Raw genomic sequence first — 19,026 nt, 5'->3', positions numbered from 1 at the left:
CGCACCAATTCCAACAAGCAAGAAGACAATCGCACCTAAAGCGAGAATTGAAGGAATGACGTTAATCACGTATTGCGTGATAAGTCCGATCAATCCAACAACCCCATTGAACAAACCAAGATTTGCCAACAATCCCATTCCAGGAACAAGACTGATGAAGAGATCCGAAATTTGAAGACCAACAACGGCCGCAAAGCTAAGCAGCAAAATTGTCGGCAATGCAAGTTTCGCAAAGGAAGTTAAGCCTTGGAACAAGATTCTCAGTGGGTTTAACCAATTAAGGAACATTCCGGCAAAGAACAATCCCGTTACAGGAATGCTAATGGCGCCGAATACCCAGTAAAGAAGCGGTTGTTCAAACATGGTGTAAAGTTCGATAACGTAGCCAATGAAGTCGGCAATCGGGTTAACCGCCAAATCAAGTGCAATTGGTCCTAAGAACCAAACGAAGATGATGTTAGCTGCAATCCCGTAAATCAGGCTGCCGATCAATCCTGCAATCGTTTTAATAATGCTTGGAATAGCCAACAATCCTAGAAGAATTGCGCCACCAATCAAATTAATCGGTAATGCAAGTAGACCAACAAGCCCCAGTGACAACATCAGTGAAACGCCAATGATTGCAGAGAACGTGGTTGGAACGGCTGTTGAAATAAAGATTGCGTAGTTCAGAAGGGCAAACATACCAGGTACCCAAGTACCCACGACCATCCAAATAACGTCAACGATCAAGGCAACAATCCAACCGATGATTGGGAATAAGCCAATCCAGTTAGCCATTTCCCAAATCGGGTTCTGCATAATCAGGTAGTAAACAAATAATTCGAGTGGGAAGACGGATGAAAGCCAAGATTGGGCAATCATAAATGATCCCGCAAGGAAGGCTGGAATTGAAGCAGCTCCGAGAATACCAAAGTTAAATGCAGCAATTGCTGCGGCAAGTGGATTTGCAACAAAGGCAGTCAATAATCCAAGTCCCAAATTATTAACGATAAACGGTAATGCCAACAAGGTGATATTGAAGTCATCCCTGAGCATCAGTGGTAATGTGATCAAAATCGCAGTGACCGTTAAGATAACTGCCATTGGTAACAATACCCAGTAGCTCAAGTACGATGGCACGTTAATTCCGATATTCAATACTTCTTGAAGGATGATGACAATCGCACCAATGCCAACGACTAGAAAGACGATTGCAGCGCCTGCAAGTATTGATGGAATCGTGTTAATGACATACGCAGCAATTAAGCCGATCAAAGCCCATTTTGCAAGCCCTAATGTGAATGCAGAAATCAAACCAACTCCTGGAATGATACTAATTAATCCGGCCGATAAGCGAAGGCCATCAATTGCCAAGATCCCCAATACTGCAAGAACTGGCAATGCTAATTTAGCAAAGGAAGAAATACCATTAAAGATGTCCTTCAATGGGTTCAACCAATTAATGAACATTCCGTTAAAGAACAGAATCGTTGCAGGAATTAAGAAGATTCTAAATCCATAGAAGAGAACCGGCTGCGTAAACATGGTGTACAGCATGATGATAAATCCAACAAAGTCGGCAATTGGATCAACTGCTAATTTAAGCAGTAATGGACCTAAGAACCAATTAAAGACAATGTTGACACCAACGCCGAACAACAGATCAGGAAGCATCTGTAAGCCGTAACGAATGACAATTGGCAACCCAATTAGGCCAAGGACGACTGCTGCGCCAATGAGCAGAACCGGCAGTAAGAGCAAGCCGTTAATTCCAGTCGCGAGCAACAGTGAAACCCCAATGATCGCTGAGAAGGTTAGCGGAACTGCCGTCAAAACAAAGATTGAGTAGTTCATAAGCGCTAAGATTCCTGGCAACCAAGTACCAACAATCATCCAAAGGACATCGACAATTAAGGCAACGATCCAACCAAGGATTGGGAACAAGCCAATCCAGTTAGCCATTTCCCAAATTGGGTTTTGCATCACAACATAGTAGAGGAACAGGTCAAATGGGAAGACTGCTGCAAGCCAACTCTGTGCCACCATAAATGCACCTGCGAAGAATGCGGGAATCGATGCAAGACCGATAACGCCAAATACAACATTTGCAAGTATGCCAGCGATTGGATTTGCCAAGAATGCGGTCAACAAACCAAATGACAAGTTACCAACAATGAATGGTAATTGAGTCATGACGGCAATCGCATCAGCGGCCAGCATCAATGTCAATGACATTAATATTCCCGCAACGGTGAGAATTGCGGCCATTGGAAGTAAAATCCAATAACTCAAATACGATGGAACATTAATTCCGATATTTAGAACTTCTTGAAGTACGATGACAATCGCACCAATTGCAACAACGCCTAGAACAATGATTCCCCCAACGATAATTGACGGAATAATGTTAATGACAAACTGCGCAATCAATGCAACCAATCCAATTTCACCTGCAGTTAATGCCAGCCATGAAAGTAAGCCAACACCTGGAATGAGGTGTAATCCGACCAGTGACAACTTAAGAAGCTCAATGGCGACAAAGCTGCCCAGTCCAAGCCAGATCAGAGACCAAGTTCCAAAGTCGGAAATGGATTGGAAAATAAATCTCAATGGGTTCAACCAGTTTGCAAACATGCCAACAAAGAAGAATAACGTCAATGGAACGGTAATTAATCCGAAGACGATGTACAAAGCCGGTTGAACAAACATTGTGTAAACCATGATGATGAAACCAACAAAATCAGTCATTGGATCTACAGCAAGGTTCAAGAAAATTGGACCTAAGAACCAAATCCAAACGATGTTGGCCGTCAAACCAATCAAAAGTGTTGGCAGCATAACCGCCAATAGACCACCTAAGATTGGTGCAACTGCGTTGATAATACCGCCGATGAAGTTGAGAATTCCCTTTACAAATTGACCGGCAAACAGGCCAATCAAGCCTGAATTGACGTTATTGACAAGGCCTTCAACAAGCGTTAATGGTAATTCAACCAAAGCAGCAAGTAATGCGAGTGGGACGGTAATTCCGTTGACAACCGGAATCAGTGCGGTCAATAACCCGAGCAAAATTGTTGGGATAATTCCCAATAACTTGAGGGCACCGAACACCCCACCATTCGTTAATAATCTGATCAATCCAGTAATTGCACCGCCGATAAGGACTGGAATCAAGTTTGCAACAAACCCGTTAAAGATCTTGAATGGTAATTTTGCGAAGTTTAACAACCCTTTAACACCAAGGTTGATAAGACCAAGCAAAGGAAGACCGAATAACAAGCTGGCAAGTCCGCCGATAAAGGCTAAGGCACCAAATGCCAACAAACTGATAACAGCGTTCTTAAGGAAGTTTAAGACTGCAGTGATCGGTGAAAGTAACAATTTAAGTCCATTCTTGGCAAGACCAAATACTGAAACAATTAAAGCGATGCCAAGAATTAAGTTTAATCCTGGAATAAGGCCTGGTAATGCAAGCAGGATAACTGCAAGCAGTGGATTGTTTTTCAACAAACCGCTCAAGACACGAATTCCAAGCAAGGTAACTGGGATGGCGATTGATACAGTTAAGCCGATTGCCCCAATAATCAGTGGCAAAATGAGCTTAACAACGCCATTCAAGGCTTTGAGACCAAAGCCCAGAGCTCCGGCAATTGCCTGATTCAACCATACAAGTGGCGTTAACAATAATTTAGCAACGCTACCAGCAAGTTGGCTAAGAATGATGGCACCGATGAACTTGGCAATGATTGTTGGAATTGTTAATAACAATTGCGCAATCTTGACGATGTTCAAGGCATTGGTCAAAAGATCCAATGGCAATACAATCAATTTAGCCAGCAATGAACCAGCTGTTAATGCAAATAAGAGACCTGCAAGCAGCAAGTGGCCGGGGACAGGAAGGATTGCGGTGACGATGGTTGCAAGCGCACCAAGTAATGTCGGCAATCCAGCTACGGCTTTAACCGCAAAATTCAAGAGGTTCAAGAATCCGAGGATAAAGTCCATCACTAAGCGGTTACCAATCTTAAACAAGCCAACAAATAGATTTAAGGCTAAGACTGCCACCAGCGAGAATGCTTTAACGGTATTAGTAACAAATTGTGATACCAAGCCTGGAAGTGCACTCAAGCCTTTAGTGATGATTGAAACCAAACCATTTAACAGTGTGTTTGAAAGAAGGATCATGCCTAGTCCAAGCAGACCGTTAAGTGCCAACAATCCAAGAGTTGATAGGATCAACCCGCCGATTGTCAGCGGTAAAGTGACCAAGAAGAACTTCGCTAATTGAAGTAACGTCTTGATGACATTTCCAGCCAGGCTTAACCCGCCAAGAACCAATAAGCCGAACAAACCGGCACCAAGGGCAAATAATGTATCCTTGATAAGCGTTGAAATGACGTTTTTACCAAACGACAGCAATGCTTTTAACAAGTTTGATGGTAACGAGGTCAGGCCAGACCAGAGTGCCTTTAATAATCCTGAATTCAGCTTTCCAAGTAAGCTCAACAATGCGTGTGGCAATGCCAGCAAAATTGTTGAGAAAAGCGCCAACTTGCGAACAAGATTGAGGGCCGGAATTCCAAGCCAAAGCGGCAAGGTCAAGCCACTCAAAATCAATTGGCCAACAAGGGCAATTGCATTCAAGATAGTGGTGATAAATGACATCAATTTGAGTCCGGCTCCTAATAATAACGCCGCGATCAATGGGAAGATCAAAGACATTAAGTTCGTTAAGCCGAAGAAGTTACCGGCTAATTTGATCAGGAACGTTGGAATTGCAAGCAGATTTGCAAGCAACAAACCAGCGTTTAATAGTAATGGCACACCGAATAAGAATAATCCGATAGGCCCCTGGGCGATTACACCGTTAACCAAATTGATGATGTTCATCAATGTTCCAATGGCAAGTGCCGGCAACCAGCTGATTAAATCATTGGCGATTTGAACGATTGGGTTCAAAATCAGCAGCAAAATTAATCGGCCAATGGCAGAACCGATGCCACCCAGAAACATTAATGGTGTTGAAACCAGCAGATTGAAGCCTAAGACTAAAAGCCCGGTCAAAGTGCCGATGACATCGGGAACAACGTTATTGAGAATTCCTTGGAAGATCATCGCTGGAATACCAAGCAATAGGCCAAGTAAGCCAGTAACGCCTTTAAAGTGGAATAAGCGTTTTAATAAGTTCGGGATGACATTAAAGAATCCATTGCTAATGGACTTAACAATGTTCGTGATGCTACCTGCAATCAGCTTAACGATAAATGCGACGAATTGTGGCAACATAAAGTTGTTCACAAACATCTTATTCATGGTCTTGATGAGATCCCCAACGACACTCAGTGGTCCAAACCCAAATAAGGTATTAAAGATCGAACTGAGGATAGTTGGAATAATCGTCAGACCCACTAATAACAGATGCGTATTAATGACAGACTTGATAGTTGAAATAATTGTTCCCAAAACTGCTTTAATCGCATCAAAGACCCATTTGAGTTGTAATCCAACCGCAAAGATTGCAGGCAGGATAACGGGAGCCAGGGCCAGCCACTTCAAACCAAATGGCAATAATAATCCCGAAATAACGGAACCGACTAATCCAATTGGTAAAAGTATGAGTGGTAAGCCAAATGAAATGAGCGCATTGAAGACGACCGGTAAGCCATTTTTCAGCAGCGAACTGATTGTTGCAACTGAACCGGCTAAGAATGCCGGCAGCCAGCTGAGCAAACTGTTCCCCAACAGAAGTAATGGGAAGTTAATGATCGATGAAACGATGTTATTCAATCCTGTTCCCAACAACATGGCAATTGGTAAGCCCAGCAATCCGGTAATAGCTGGCAATGCCAAGCCGGTACCAATCACAGCGATTGCAGGCAACAGTAGATTTGCGATACTTGGTACTAAGATATTTGTAAGAATAGTGAGCGGTAAACTCAATATTGCCAATATTGGTGATGTCAAAATCTTAATACCAGTAATCGCTGGTATTATAAACAACAATCCGTTAAGAAGTGCCGCACCACCAACAACGGGGCTGACAACTGTCTTAATAACTTGTTGAATTTGACTTTCAATATTAGTGACAACATTTGCAGCTAAAGAACTTACTTTAGCAACGAGTTTAGCCGTTCCCGTAACCAAGTCGCGGAACAAACGGTTAGCAATGTTGATAACAACGAATGGCAAGCCGCCAAGTGCGATCGTTAATGGTAAGGTAGCCAGTGTCAAAGCACCAACGACCAAACGAACGAACAGCGGACCAAGGGTTGTCGAAACCAGGCTACCTGTTTTATTAATAGCCTTTGTAACTGTTGTAGCTACTGTCGTAGCAATTGCTGTTAATGGAACAGCAATGAAAATCACATTGGTAAATTGTTTCAAGGTATTCAGGCCTGCTTTAATATTGTCAAAGAATTTCTTAAGTGCCCAACCAGCAAGTGGAATGAGTGCTAGAAATGCCATGGCAATCTTAATCAGGGTTGGTGCGATGATGAACGCTGGGATGATTGCTCCCAAAGCAAGTGCTTGAATCACGTTCTTAGCACCCTGAATAAATTTGTTAATTGCTGATGTAGCTGAACTGAACAACTGACGACCCAACATTGTCAAAATTAACGTGACAAGTGAAGCGCCAATTGCAAATCCAGCCAAAAGCGGCACGTTTGCTAAACCAGTGCCAAGGTTCAAAAGGTTTCCTGTGAGAACTGAGAAGGCCAATGCTGAAACAACTGAAAGAATCGCATTAATCGGATTAATGATTGATGAAACGACTCCCAGCAAAGGTGCAGCAAGGGCTAAATGACCAAGAACAGTCATTGTTGTCGCGATTGCGTTGATCGAGCCAATGATGAAACCAGTAATAAAGGTTCCAAGATTTGAAATGGCAGCAACGGCATTCGCAATGTTACTAATTGTCTTGAAAATGACCGGAAGAACTGCAGCGGCAATTGCACCAGCTGCAACTGCGGTACCAATCATGGTCATGGTTGTTCCAATGGCAATTGCCCCGCCAATGGTTCCGAGTGTCCCAAGTGTCCCGATGGTACCGATCGTTCCGACGACGCTTCCAATGGTAACAACAGTTCCGATTGTGACGGCCGCATCGATAACTGGCTTGGCGATCAATAAGCCACCAATAATCAATGGTGCATTAATCATAATCAGCCCAACGTTAATCAGTGCTGGAATAATGATTAATGGGGCAATAAACGGAGCAGCTTTGAAAGCAACGTTGACAATTGATTTCGTAACTTTAACAATGTTAGAAACTGCTGAAACGGCTGAAGAAATGACCGAACCAACAATTGGAATGGTGGTTAAAGCACCAATCGTTGAAACAGCAACAAACGCACCAATTAATCCAGGAATGATTGATAATGGATTAAAGACGTTAACAATGTTTGTGACAGGATTGCCACCAATATTGAAAATGTTGGCCAAGCTGAACATTGACGATCCGCCGTTACTTGAAGCGGTATTTTCACTCGCTTCTTTTTGTTGCTTGCTGGTTTCTTGAAGGTCTTTGTAGTAATCGGAATTTTGAAGAATATCTGAATCAACGGCATCATCGAACATATCCGGTGTTGCGGATGATCCAAGTGACTTGAGTAATTGTGGCATGGTAGCAGTCAATGAACTTGGATTAGTTGTGTCCGGTTGTCCATTGATGGTAACCAATGCAGTCTTACCTGTTGTCAAAGGAATCTTGTAGTTCCAAACCTGACTGTCGTTTGCACCGGCAACTGCCATTTTCTTAGCGATATCATTTAAAATCCAAGGATAATCCTTGACGATTTCGCCTTGTTCAGTGGCGTCTGCCCATGAACCAGTCTGGCTGGCAACTTGAGATTTGATATTATCAAAAATTGCGGTTCCATCTGAATCTTCAGTGTTTGCGGTTGATGACTGGGTATCATTTCCGTTCGACTGTTCAGCTGCAAGTTTCGCATACGTTGCTTTTGGATCACTTGCAGTTGGCGTCGGTGCGGTTGTGTACTTCGAGGTATCTAAAGTGCCATTGTCGTTGGTAAAGGTTGTTGACCCAACAACGGCATTATAAGCATCCTTGGCTGAAGCATTTTGGAGATTATTCTGCTCAGTTTGAAGATCCTTATAGTATTGTGACTGCTTTAAAATATCCACATCAACTGCTTCGTCAAACATCCCGGTCTTCGATGAATTCCCTAAGGACTTCAACAACGCTGGCATGGAAGCAAGCAGTGTTTTCTCATCAGCTTTTGCGGTACTTGAACGGCCGTCGATTGTAACCAACGCCGTCTTACCGGAAGTCAAAGGAACTGCGTACTTCCAAACTTGACCTTTTGTATCTTGATCAGCTGCCATCTTTGAGGCGATATCTTTGAGAATCCATGGATAGGATTTGATAATTTCACCTTGTTCGTTGACAGTGGCCCAAGTGGATGTTTGATTTGAAACGTTCTTCTTCACTGCGTTGAAAATTGCTTCGCCTTCAGAAGTTTGTTCTGAGGAGTTTGCATTATCAGTCGCTGAAGAAGTTGTTGCATTTTGATCTGTCGCAGTCGCGGTTGATTGACTCTCTGCAGCTGAACTGACTGTTCCAGTGGAATTAGCCTGTGCAGTTGTTGGAGTGGTCGATGCCTGACTGCTTTGATTATTTGACGATGTCGTGGTTGAAGTTGCACCACTAGTCGTTGCTGTTTCAGATGATTGCCCGGTAGTTGTCGTGGAAGTGCTCTGCTCATTGGCGTATTTGTTATACGTTGCTTGCGGATCACTTGCAGCAGGAACTGGGGTTGAAACATACCCCTTTGTCGTTGAACCTTGTTGAATCTTGGTTCGTGATAAAACGGTATTATATGCATCTGAAGCATTCACATTTTGCTGCTGTGATTGAGAAATCGACCCATCACTGTTGGTAGTAACAGTTGAATTTTCATTGGCAGCAGCTTGCGTATCTGCAGAAGAAGTCGTTGTTGCGGCTGACGCTTGAGTTGTCTGATTGGAACTTGTAGAAGTTGATTGAGCGGTTTGTGCTTGTTCAGACGAACTCGTTGAATCAGTTGTCGTCGACTGTGAAGGAGTGGCTGCTTGAGTAGTTGAAGCTGATTGAACAACTTTACTTGCTTGCGGCTGATTGACTTCAGTTGAAGTGGTCCCTCCGGTAGACGATTTCGCAACAGCTTTGCCTTGTGTACTTACGTAACTTTGATTATTCGTGTTGTTTGCTGACCGGTTCGCATAACTTTGCTGACTTGTCGTCGCAGTACTGTCACTTCTTTGAGCTTCCTGGCTCTTAATACTGCTTTGCTGATTTGTCGTTGCATTGTTATTGTTTGTTGTTGGACTCGTTGCAGCTTGCTGCGTGTTAGTGGTACCAGTATTGCTTTGACCTGTTGTTGCTTGTTGTGTCGCAGTATTATTGGTATTTTGCTGACTGGCAGTGTTCTGCTGAGTCGTTGCATTCGAGGAACTGGCCTTATGAGCACGAGCGGCTATTTTAAACGAATGAATTTGATCATTGTCAATTACCAGCTTGTGGTTATCAAATGTTCCTTTGACTTCGGTTGTCATTTTCTTGTTCTTGGTTGGGATCGCATAAGCTTGTCCGTACAACCCGGAATTTAATGACTTTTTGAAAGTCAGAACCAATTCGTGGTCGCTCACCTTTTTATAGGAAAACGGCAACGATTTTTGATAACTGGCTCTTAAATTCTTCAAGTTAACGTTCTTGCTACTAAATTTAAAGTGAATCTGATCACCCTTCTTAAAGTAGTTGGCGCTGGTAGGCTTTAAGGCCACCTTCAACACTGGTACCTTATGAGAATACTTGATGGAAGAAGTAATTGCCTGCTGGCTTTTACGTTTTGGCGTAAATGCTTTATGGACTGACTTATCTCCATCAGGTTTCTTCGCGTTGACATCAGCGTGGGCGTTTAACTCATTGCCTAACATTACCTGAACTGAAGAATTCGCAAACAGCGGTGACATCAAGATCACTGTTGAAATCCCAGCGACCAAACGTAAGCCACGTTTGCTGTTCTTTTTCATGGCGGATATGTTTCACATCCTTTCCTCTAAAACCTGTGTGACAATTTTGTATCTAAAAATCAATACTTAACGATCATTCCCCCTTTGTGTAACTTTGACTGTTGAACTTTGAAATCTGCAAATTGATCACCTTGACGATCTATCGTGGCTGCCAACCATCGTAGATCAAACGGTGCTTATCCATTGAGGTGCCGCCCACAATAGATCCCCTTTGGTGCAGTCCATGTGGTGCCACCCACCTAGACGCAGTGCTACACGTCCGATGTGGTGCCGCCCACATAGACGCAACGTGCATTAGCTGAAACGGTGCCAACCGTTCAGGAAATTTCAACGGTTCAGCGATAACGGTCATCCTTTACGACTATTAAGCCCGGCTGCCAAGCCGTTACCAATTGAACTGCCACGTCCAATCGTGCTTAATTTGGTAAAGGTAAATCAGCTATATCACGATGAAATATATATAAATAGTTCATCCTTTTATAACTACATTTAGCGTAACACCGTAATTCAGGCGCTGAAATACACACTTTGACTGAAAGTGTGCAAAGTTCAATGACTTGCCTGCGTATGCTTCCCGAGGTTAGCAAATTAGTTTACACTTATAATAGGAAGTTAATCATTTATCGTTGAAGGGGAAATTAAATATGAAACAGTTAGATAAAAAATTGATTGGCACAACTTTGGGGGTGGCATCCCTCCTATTGACCATGACTATCATCGGCACAACACCTACCCACGCAGCCGATACGTTTGCTAAAAATGAAATTAGTGGTCCTAAAGGCTACTTCAAAAGCGACAAAGCTCAGTTTGCGTTTTATTGGAAGTATCTCAAGACCAACAAGGGCGTTCAGACCGTTCTGATTTTCGGCGATTTCAAACAACCACAACTCCAGATCGGGATGCCTGTTTTAAACACGATTAGCAAGGATCGAAAGACTTTCACCTCACAGTACAAATTTGTCAGTAACAAAGGGAAATTACTCAACCAAAAATTCTACTTCCCGATCGTTAAATTAAGCGATGCCACTTACCAAATTCACTTGGCCTATCACAATGGTGCTCGTGTACCCAGCGCAACTGGAAAGGCATATGTCTTTACTAAGACCAGTAAATCTCCCGCAACGACTTATGCAAACAAGTACAGCAAGCCAAGCTTAACCAAGCAGTACACGGCCCAATTGGAAAAATCCGCCAAAAAACAATACAGACAACAGCGAGCTAAGGGTAAGAATGTCGTTAACCCCGCTAAAAGCAAAACCGTTCAAAAAAAGATTAAAGCCAAGGTTAATTCAGCCGTTAAGAAAAACGTGAAGCAGTTGATTAAAGGGTTTAATTACGACGTAAAGTAGGATTAATCAACCGAAAAATACCAGGCAATGAGTGGCTAACTCATTGCCTGGTATTGTTTTGACGCGATGTTTCACATGAAACATTTAAAACGGTCCGTGAAGTTCGGCCATCGACCCACTGAATCGTACGCCAAATAACAGATCCTCTGTCGCCCACTTCACGATTTAAATGCAGCTTGGGGAAACGAATAAATTCGGTTCGCCACCGTCCACCGATGATAACTGGCAATCCCGATCAGCACATCATCTCCCAATAATTGAATCCCTTCGCCCTCAGTTTTGCCGGATACCCAGTCCGGATTATCGAGGATTTGATGGGTTGCCGTATTACTGTCCCAATTCATTTTGCTTAACATCAGGCCATCATTATCTGCGCTGCTGCCCAGAAAATAGACGTCATCGTTGTCGGCCAACTCAACACCTTGAATTGAGCCGAAATAAGAGAGCCTGTAAACTCGAGGACTCATAAACCCGCCAACACTGGTATCCTTTATTTCGGCCGAATTACATGTCAAATATGGTTTGGAAGTGCCCGCCACTTTATCTAATGCCATATTCAACCGTTCATTATCGTACGCCATAAAGCTGGCTTTCCGCGGCTTGTCGGTATTGACGGTAATAACTAACAGCTTAGATTGATCACTGGACAAAGCGCCTTCAACCCGTAAGATATTGCCAATTGATTTTCCCGCTTGATTAGCGTATTTAAGGCCAATTAAGCGAGTGGCTTCAGTATAATTCAGCGTCTTCCCCGACACGTATTGGACCCTGGCTAATTGGGTCGGCCAGTAGGTTAAATCTTGAATATCGAGGTCTTGATTGGTCGCGTTGGTTTGCGCTCCGCGGGTGGCAACCCAAAAATAAGGCTGCTGGTTCGGCCCATGGGTAAAGTACTGTAATATTTGTGAATGACCAAATCCCACCAAGATCATTGACGGCTCATGCTGCTTTGCCTTCCCGGTCGGATGGCCATGACGATCCTTTTTAATTTTTAACCGACTGAACGCGAGATCCCGTAATTCACCGTCAGACTGATTGCGCCGCCGCTGTAGAGTATAAATATAATCAGCTCCCACATAGAAGGTCTGAATCGCATGTACTTTATCCTTCAGTATGAGCCGAAACTTTAAGTTGGTTCCAACACCCGAATAATATCCATTCATCACTAATCATCCTTACTTAATAACACATTATATCATTTTGGATTACTTATCAGACCCAACCATTAACTAACAAGCGCCAGTTAAAGCCGACTCGATCGGTCCTTAACTGGCGCTTATTTGCGACACATTAAATTTGGTCTGTTGAATCTCGTAATTATGATTATTCTTCAGTGGCGTCTGATTCCTTCAACAACAGCGTTAAGGCCCCAATAATCGCCAGAACGATGCTAACGGCAACTAAAATCGGTGCTGGTTGGTCGTTGCCAATCAGTCGGCTGAGCCCCAACAATGCATATGGCGTTAGAAACACCCCAATATTAATCCCGACAATGAGAACTGAAGATGCCAATGTTTCATTTCCCTTACCGGCAATTTCGGCAGATTCCGCAAATAAATACGGGCCAACAAGCGAGGTGCTTAATCCAGCCACCGCGGTCAGCGTGTACGTCAAAATCAACGAGTTGGAATGCGCCAGCGCGAATAATCCCAGTGCTGCCACGAAAAGCCCGACTGGCAAAATTAACCGGTGAATTAATTTGAACAAACGGCCATACAAAGTGCCGCCAATCATGTTGGCCACTCCCAAGATGGCAAGGGCAATGCTTCCGTCCGCAATTTTACCGTACCCGGCGTTCAGGATTAGCCCCGAGATCTTAACAATCACGGTCTGCATAATCATCATGCTAAACAGCACAAGTAAGGCGTAAATCATCAACCGCCCCTTTAGCAGGCTGCCTAGGCTGGTAGGCTGTTGCGGCGCCGCTTGGGGATCTTCTTGAATCGTTTGTTTTTCATCATTTGGCGCACCCCACCAAAATAAAAGCAGGATTGGAATTGCAATCAAATAATACAAGTAAACTTGCCGCCAACCAAATCCAATTAAAAATGACGAGATCAAAAACATCAAGATATTTCCCAATGAGTTCACAGAACCTTGGTAGCCCATCATTGTCTGTCGCTTTGCGCCCGTATAATAGGCACTAATCAAACTGTATGCCATGGCGTTAAACAACCCAACTCCGGCCCCTAATAAAAATCGCGATCCAAGAATGACCCAAAACGAAGTGGCAACACTCGGAATGAGCCCGGCAATCAGTACAATCAAGACACCGATTAAAACGGTCAGCTTATTGCCGATCTTTTTGGCAATCCAGTTGCTTAAAACAACAAAAATCAAAATACTCAAACTGGGAACGGTTGTCAGGCTTTCAATTTGGCTTAACGGAACCGATGGAAATTGACGTGCCATTAATGGAATTGTGCCAGCGACCGCATTGGCACTGGTTAACAGAATTGAAATCGACAACAGAGCAGCCGCAAGCCGCCCTTTAGGTTGCTGTGTCATAATATTTCCCCCTCACAAACCTTTTAACGGCCAAAAGCAGCTTTCACGTAATGGCGATTGGCAACCGCGACCAACTTATCAACTAATGCTAAGGATAATTTGCCGCCGGACTGCTGAGCCAACCGGATAAGCGGTGTATCCATGACGATGGTTTCCATGAATTTCGCTTCGGGACTGTTTGGATCCGAGATGTCTTTAGTCATATTCTTCTTAACAACGTTGGCGATTTTTCGGACAATCATCGAGTGAGCACCTAATTCCCGCGGCGTATTCAACCGGGTATACTGTCCCGGCTGAGTGGTAACGAAGGGGTGAACCGTCAATCCGCTCATCTTGGAAAAGTCCGCCAAATTGGGCTTCCCGGTTGGCTTTACGTACCACGATGGCAAATTCTCGTCACTGCGTACCGGCTGACCGTTCGCCTTAACGGATAGTGGGGGCAGGGTTTGAGCTGAACTCGTACCCACAATGACAAACTTTTCGGCTGCCGGCAACTGCCAACTTTGGCTCGCGTCGTTCCATTCACTGAAAGCATGGTCAGACAAGCTAATTGTGATCCGTTTGCGCTCTCCTGCTTTCAAAAAGACCTTCTGAAACCCTTTCAATTCTTTCAAGGGTTTCAACACCCGCTCTGGTGAATTCCCAACGTAGACTTGAACAACTTCGGCGCCATCCCGATCACCAGTGTTGGCCACCGTAACGGTCACCTCAATCGATTGGCCCGTTTGAATTTCAGTCCCACTCAAACTTGGATCACTCAACTGAAAGGTGGTGTAGCTTAGCCCATACCCAAACGGAAACGCGACGGGTTGATCAGCCTTTTCATAGTATCGATAACCAACGTAAACACTTTCGGCGTATCCAACTGAACGTGGATTGCGATCGTAAATGTCGGCGGATGCAACGTCTTGATAACTAATCGGATAGCTTTCTGCCAGCTTACCGGACGGATTAACCGCACCAGCCAAAATTCGAGCAGCTGCATCCCCCACGAACTGACCGCCCAAATACAGATTAATCAGTCCTTTGACTTTTGAGAGCCACGGCAGTTCAGTTGGGGCTCCTGCCACCAATAAAACAATCAAGTTGGGATTGACTGCCGCGAGACGCTCAATCAATGCATTCTGATTGGCAGGCAAATTCATATTCTGTCGGTCAAAGCCTTCTGATTCATCACTTTCAGGCAAGCCGGCTACAAATACAACCGTTTTTGCATTCTTAGCCGCGGCAATTGCAGCTTCAGTTAACGCACCGGTATTCGAATTTGAAAATCCGTAGCCCTGTTGGTAATCATAGGCAATTTTGGCCTTGTCCAACCCTTGTAAAATCGACGTATGACTCGGCGGATTAATGTGGGAAGATCCAGCCACTTGGTATCTAGTGTCGACAGCCATTTGACCCACAACTAAAATTTTTTCGGAAGTTGAAATAGGTAGAATTTGGTCGTCGTTTTTGAGTAGAACTGCAGCATTTTCCTCAATCCTCTGGGCGAGTTCGCCATTATCCTTCAATAAAGTTGTTCGATCTCCCTTGAACGCTGGTCGCTTCGTTTCAGCGATCCGAATCACATTTCCGGCCGCCCGGTTGACCGCAGATCGCTTCAAATGACCATCTTTTAACGCCTTTACTGCCTCCGGGTCAAACATCCCGCGGCTTGTTGGCATCTCTAAGTCGGTTCCGGCATTGATACTTGCCACCTTATTGTTTAGCGCACCCCAGTCGGTAATGACTGCACCTTTAAAGCCCCATTGATTGCGCAGCATTTCCGTTAACAAATAGTCATTGTCACTACTATAAGTGCCGTTAATTTTATTGTAGGAACACATTATTCCTTCAGGCTGGGCAGTTTGAACCGCGATTCGAAATGCTTCCAAGTACATCTCATGAAGTGCCGTCGGGTCAATTAAGGAATCAGACAAGAGGCGATCGTTTTCCTGGTTATTTCCAGCAAAATGTTTCAAGCAGGCTGCTGCTCCTTTTGACTGCAGGCCTTTAATCCAAGCCGCGCCAATCATACCGGCCAAATAGGGATCTTCACTGAAATATTCAAAATTTCGACCACACAGCGGATTTCGCTTAATGTTAATACCTGGACCTAAAACCATGTCGACGTTCAGACTGCGGGCTTCCAACCCAATTGCCTGACCCATTTCCGATACCAAATCAGGGTCCCAGGTGCAAGCGACCGCACTTGCAGTGGGAAAACACGTACTGATAGCGCTTTCATTTATGCCTAAAGCATCTCCTGCGCTAGCTTGATACCGTAGTCCATTAGGCCCATCACTCATTCGAAAACTGGGAATTTGTTTTTCTGGGATTGCCACCGATTTCCAAAAGTCGGCCCCCGACGTTAATGAAATTAACTCTTCAGGCGTCAGTTCCGTTAACTTGTCCTGTATCGTTTGCATAAAAATCCTCCTTCCAACAATTAACCGGATGATGATCCCTCATCTGAAATTAGCTTTATCTTACCGTCAACTCCCCCCTAATTGACGAAAAAACGCCCAGCCAATTAGCTGACTGGGCGTTTTTCATATTAATTAATTTTGTTAGTTAACCGCAACAGCGTCTTGGGACACTTTTTCATCCTGACGCAGCATTTCAGAAACTTCCTGACGGCGGCCATAAAGGTAAGTGATGGTAAAGCTGACCACAAATGCAATCACACAGCTAATTAAAAATGCCGGGATCGCGTGCGTTGCAATGCTGATAAAGCCAAGCACGCTGTTGGAGCCTAGCGAAACTGCCAAAACGTGGGTCATCCCCAGATATACCGAAGCAGTCGCCGAGCCAATCATCGAAGCAAAGAATGGAAATTTAAGTTTCAAGTTAATCCCAAACATCGCCGGTTCGGTCACTCCAAGTAAGGCTGACATGCTGGCAGACGAAGCCAGGCCACGTTGCTGTTTATCACTAGTTAGGAATAAGACGGCCAAGGAAGCCGCCCCTTGCGCAATATTTGATACCGACGCAATCGGAAAAATAAAACTACCGCCAGTTTGTTTGACGTTGGCAATCAATTGCGTCTCAATTGCCGGAAAGCTTTGGTGTAAGCCGGTAATAACCAGTGGCGCATAGAACAATCCAAGCACACCGGTTCCAAATGCCCCCGAAGTTTGGTATAGCCACAGCAACCCGTTGGTTAAGCCGTCGCTGACATCGCGCATCACAGGGCCAACAATCATAAACGTTAAAACGGCGGTTAATAAAATCGTTATTAATGGGGCAAATGTATAATCAAGTGCTTCAGGCAGCCTTTTGTGGCACTGCTTTTCAATCACCGACAGCAGCCAAGCAACCGCAAGCATCGGAATGACCGATCCCTGGTACCCGGCCTGCGCCACCGGTAGCCCCAAGATATGCCAATAACCAAGTGAGTGGCTGGCCACAGCCGTGCTAACATCGTATCCACTGACCAGAGCCGGCGAAACCATCATCATCCCCATGGCAGCTCCCAGATATGGATTCCCACCGAAACGCTTGGTTGCTGAAAATCCAATCAGCACTGGTAAAAATGTAAAGGGTGCGTTTGCCAAGACGTTAATAAATGCCGCGAACCCCTTGAATTGAGGATACGCCGCGACCAAAGACGCACTCATGAATAAATGTGGGGCAGTTAAAACATTGTGTAGGGCCATCAATAGCCCTGCCGCAACAATTGCCGGAATAATTGGAACAAAGATGTCGGCCAATAAATTAATGAAACCAACCAATCCCTTTTGGGTCTTTTTTAAAGCTGTTAAAAACAAAAGCGTATCCTCCTCAAAATAGTCACTTCGAACCATTCTACGGATTTTCAGGAAGGATGCAAGTATAAATGGTCATTTTCCATGAGTAAACGTTTGTGATGAGCGCTTTCATGGCCACTTTCATGGTCTTTATCCAGTTTTCATTTATTTTTATCTTTTATCCGAAGTTTGTCCATTTCTATCGGGCTGATATGATATGATTTGAGAGGAAGTTTCACATGAAACAATTTGTCTTCTGGAGGGACGTTAAAGTGACCAAGTTTAAAATTCAATCGCTCGTGTTTGTTCTTGTTGCATTTATGTTGGGGTGTAACGAATTTATCGTTGTCGGAATTTTACCCGACCTATCAAAGCAATTTCAGACACCCATTTCAACCATGGGGTATCTGGTGACCATCTTCGCCATGGTTTACGCCATCAGTACACCGTTTGTGACCGTTTTAACCAGCCGATACAGTCGTTACAAAACGCTGCTGATACTGATGATTGTCTTTTTAATTGGCAATACCCTAAGTGCCATGTCGATTGGTTACTTAACAATGATGGTCTCACGGATTATCACCGCAACGACTGCAGGTTCGATCATTTCACTTATTATGACGTTTGCCAGTACCATTGCCCCTCGTGATAAACGTGCATCACTGGTGTCTTGGATCTTTGCCGGCTTTAGTATTGCGTCCGTCTTTGGCGTCCCAATTGGCGTCGCTGTCAGTACAAGCTACGGTTGGCGGTATACATTTTGGGGCATTTCGGTTATTACAGTTTTGACTTTTATCCTCTTGGCAAAGATACTGCCAAAGCAGGTCAGACAAACCAAAAGTACCATTAAAAACCAATTGAAGATTCTCTTGGATCCGCGAATCTATCACGGCGTCTTTTTGGTACTATTCACCGCTGCGACCATGTACGGCTATTACACGTATATCCGCCCGCTGCTAACCACATCGATGGGCTTCAGTACTCAAAGCCTGAACTGGCTGTTATTTATAATCGGGATTATGAGCATTATTAGTAACCGTTTGTCAGGCGTGATGGCCGAAAAGCCCGATAGTCTTCAAAAAGCACCCCTCTTTTACGTCGCCGATATTGCCTTACTCGCCGTCTTTCCGTTTGCCCTCCATAGCAAAATTGCCGGCCTCTTAATCATGCTAATCTTGACGTTGATTGTCACCATCATCAATTCACCCATCCAAATTCATTTCCTTAACCTTGCCGAGACTGAATATCCCCAATCATTGGTATTTGCCTCATCTTTAAGTTCAATCTTCTTTAATTTCGGAATCTCACTGGGCTCTGCGACAGCATCGAGCCTGGTAAGCATTGTTGGGTTGGACAGGATTAGTATTGGCTCGGTGGTTTACGCCATCATCTCCTTAGGATTCTTATTCTTACTCAACCATGCCGTT

At 44.3% G+C, this 19,026-nt stretch carries 7 protein-coding genes; 2 read left to right on the top strand and 5 right to left on the bottom strand.

What is annotated here, in order from left to right:
• The coding region (locus AB3112_RS01580; protein ID WP_367333863.1) for a hypothetical protein at window positions 1-10,014 on the bottom strand (10,014 nt) is incomplete at its 3' end.
• Window positions 10,015-10,658: 644 nt separating this feature from the next.
• Between AB3112_RS01580 and AB3112_RS01575 the strand changes: the two genes are divergently transcribed.
• Entirely contained in the window at window positions 10,659-11,363 is a 705-nt protein-coding gene (locus AB3112_RS01575; protein ID WP_084973813.1) for a hypothetical protein, read from the top strand.
• Between the two features lie 158 nt (window positions 11,364-11,521).
• On the opposite strand, the gene AB3112_RS01570 is transcribed toward AB3112_RS01575, so the two are convergent.
• The 4 genes from AB3112_RS01570 to AB3112_RS01555 all read right to left on the bottom strand — a co-directional run bounded on the left by AB3112_RS01570 (window position 11,522) and on the right by AB3112_RS01555 (window position 17,656).
• Window positions 11,522-12,526 (bottom strand): helveticin J family class III bacteriocin, encoded by a 1,005-nt coding sequence (locus tag AB3112_RS01570; RefSeq protein ID WP_367333862.1) that lies wholly within the window; start codon window positions 12,524-12,526, stop codon window positions 11,522-11,524.
• A gap of 160 nt (window positions 12,527-12,686) precedes the next feature.
• On the bottom strand, window positions 12,687-13,871 hold the full coding sequence (locus tag AB3112_RS01565; RefSeq protein WP_367333861.1) for an MFS transporter: 1,185 nt from the start codon (window positions 13,869-13,871) through the stop codon (window positions 12,687-12,689).
• Between the two features lie 23 nt (window positions 13,872-13,894).
• Window positions 13,895-16,279 (bottom strand): glycoside hydrolase family 3 C-terminal domain-containing protein, encoded by a 2,385-nt coding sequence (locus AB3112_RS01560; RefSeq protein ID WP_367333860.1) that lies wholly within the window; start codon window positions 16,277-16,279, stop codon window positions 13,895-13,897.
• A gap of 141 nt (window positions 16,280-16,420) precedes the next feature.
• The gene (locus AB3112_RS01555; RefSeq protein WP_084973806.1) at window positions 16,421-17,656 is read right to left on the bottom strand and encodes a PTS transporter subunit EIIC; all 1,236 of its coding nucleotides are present in this window, start codon (window positions 17,654-17,656) and stop codon (window positions 16,421-16,423) included.
• Window positions 17,657-17,871: 215 nt separating this feature from the next.
• Between AB3112_RS01555 and AB3112_RS01550 the strand changes: the two genes are divergently transcribed.
• Window positions 17,872-19,026 (top strand): MFS transporter (locus AB3112_RS01550; protein WP_367333864.1); only part of this gene is annotated, 1,155 nt, incomplete at its 3' end.

This window comes from Lentilactobacillus sp., assembly GCF_040773105.1.
Lineage (GTDB): Bacteria > Bacillota > Bacilli > Lactobacillales > Lactobacillaceae > Lentilactobacillus > Lentilactobacillus parabuchneri.
The sequence above is the reverse complement of the archived record's forward strand: the minus strand, read 5'-3'. Positions and strand labels throughout refer to the sequence as shown.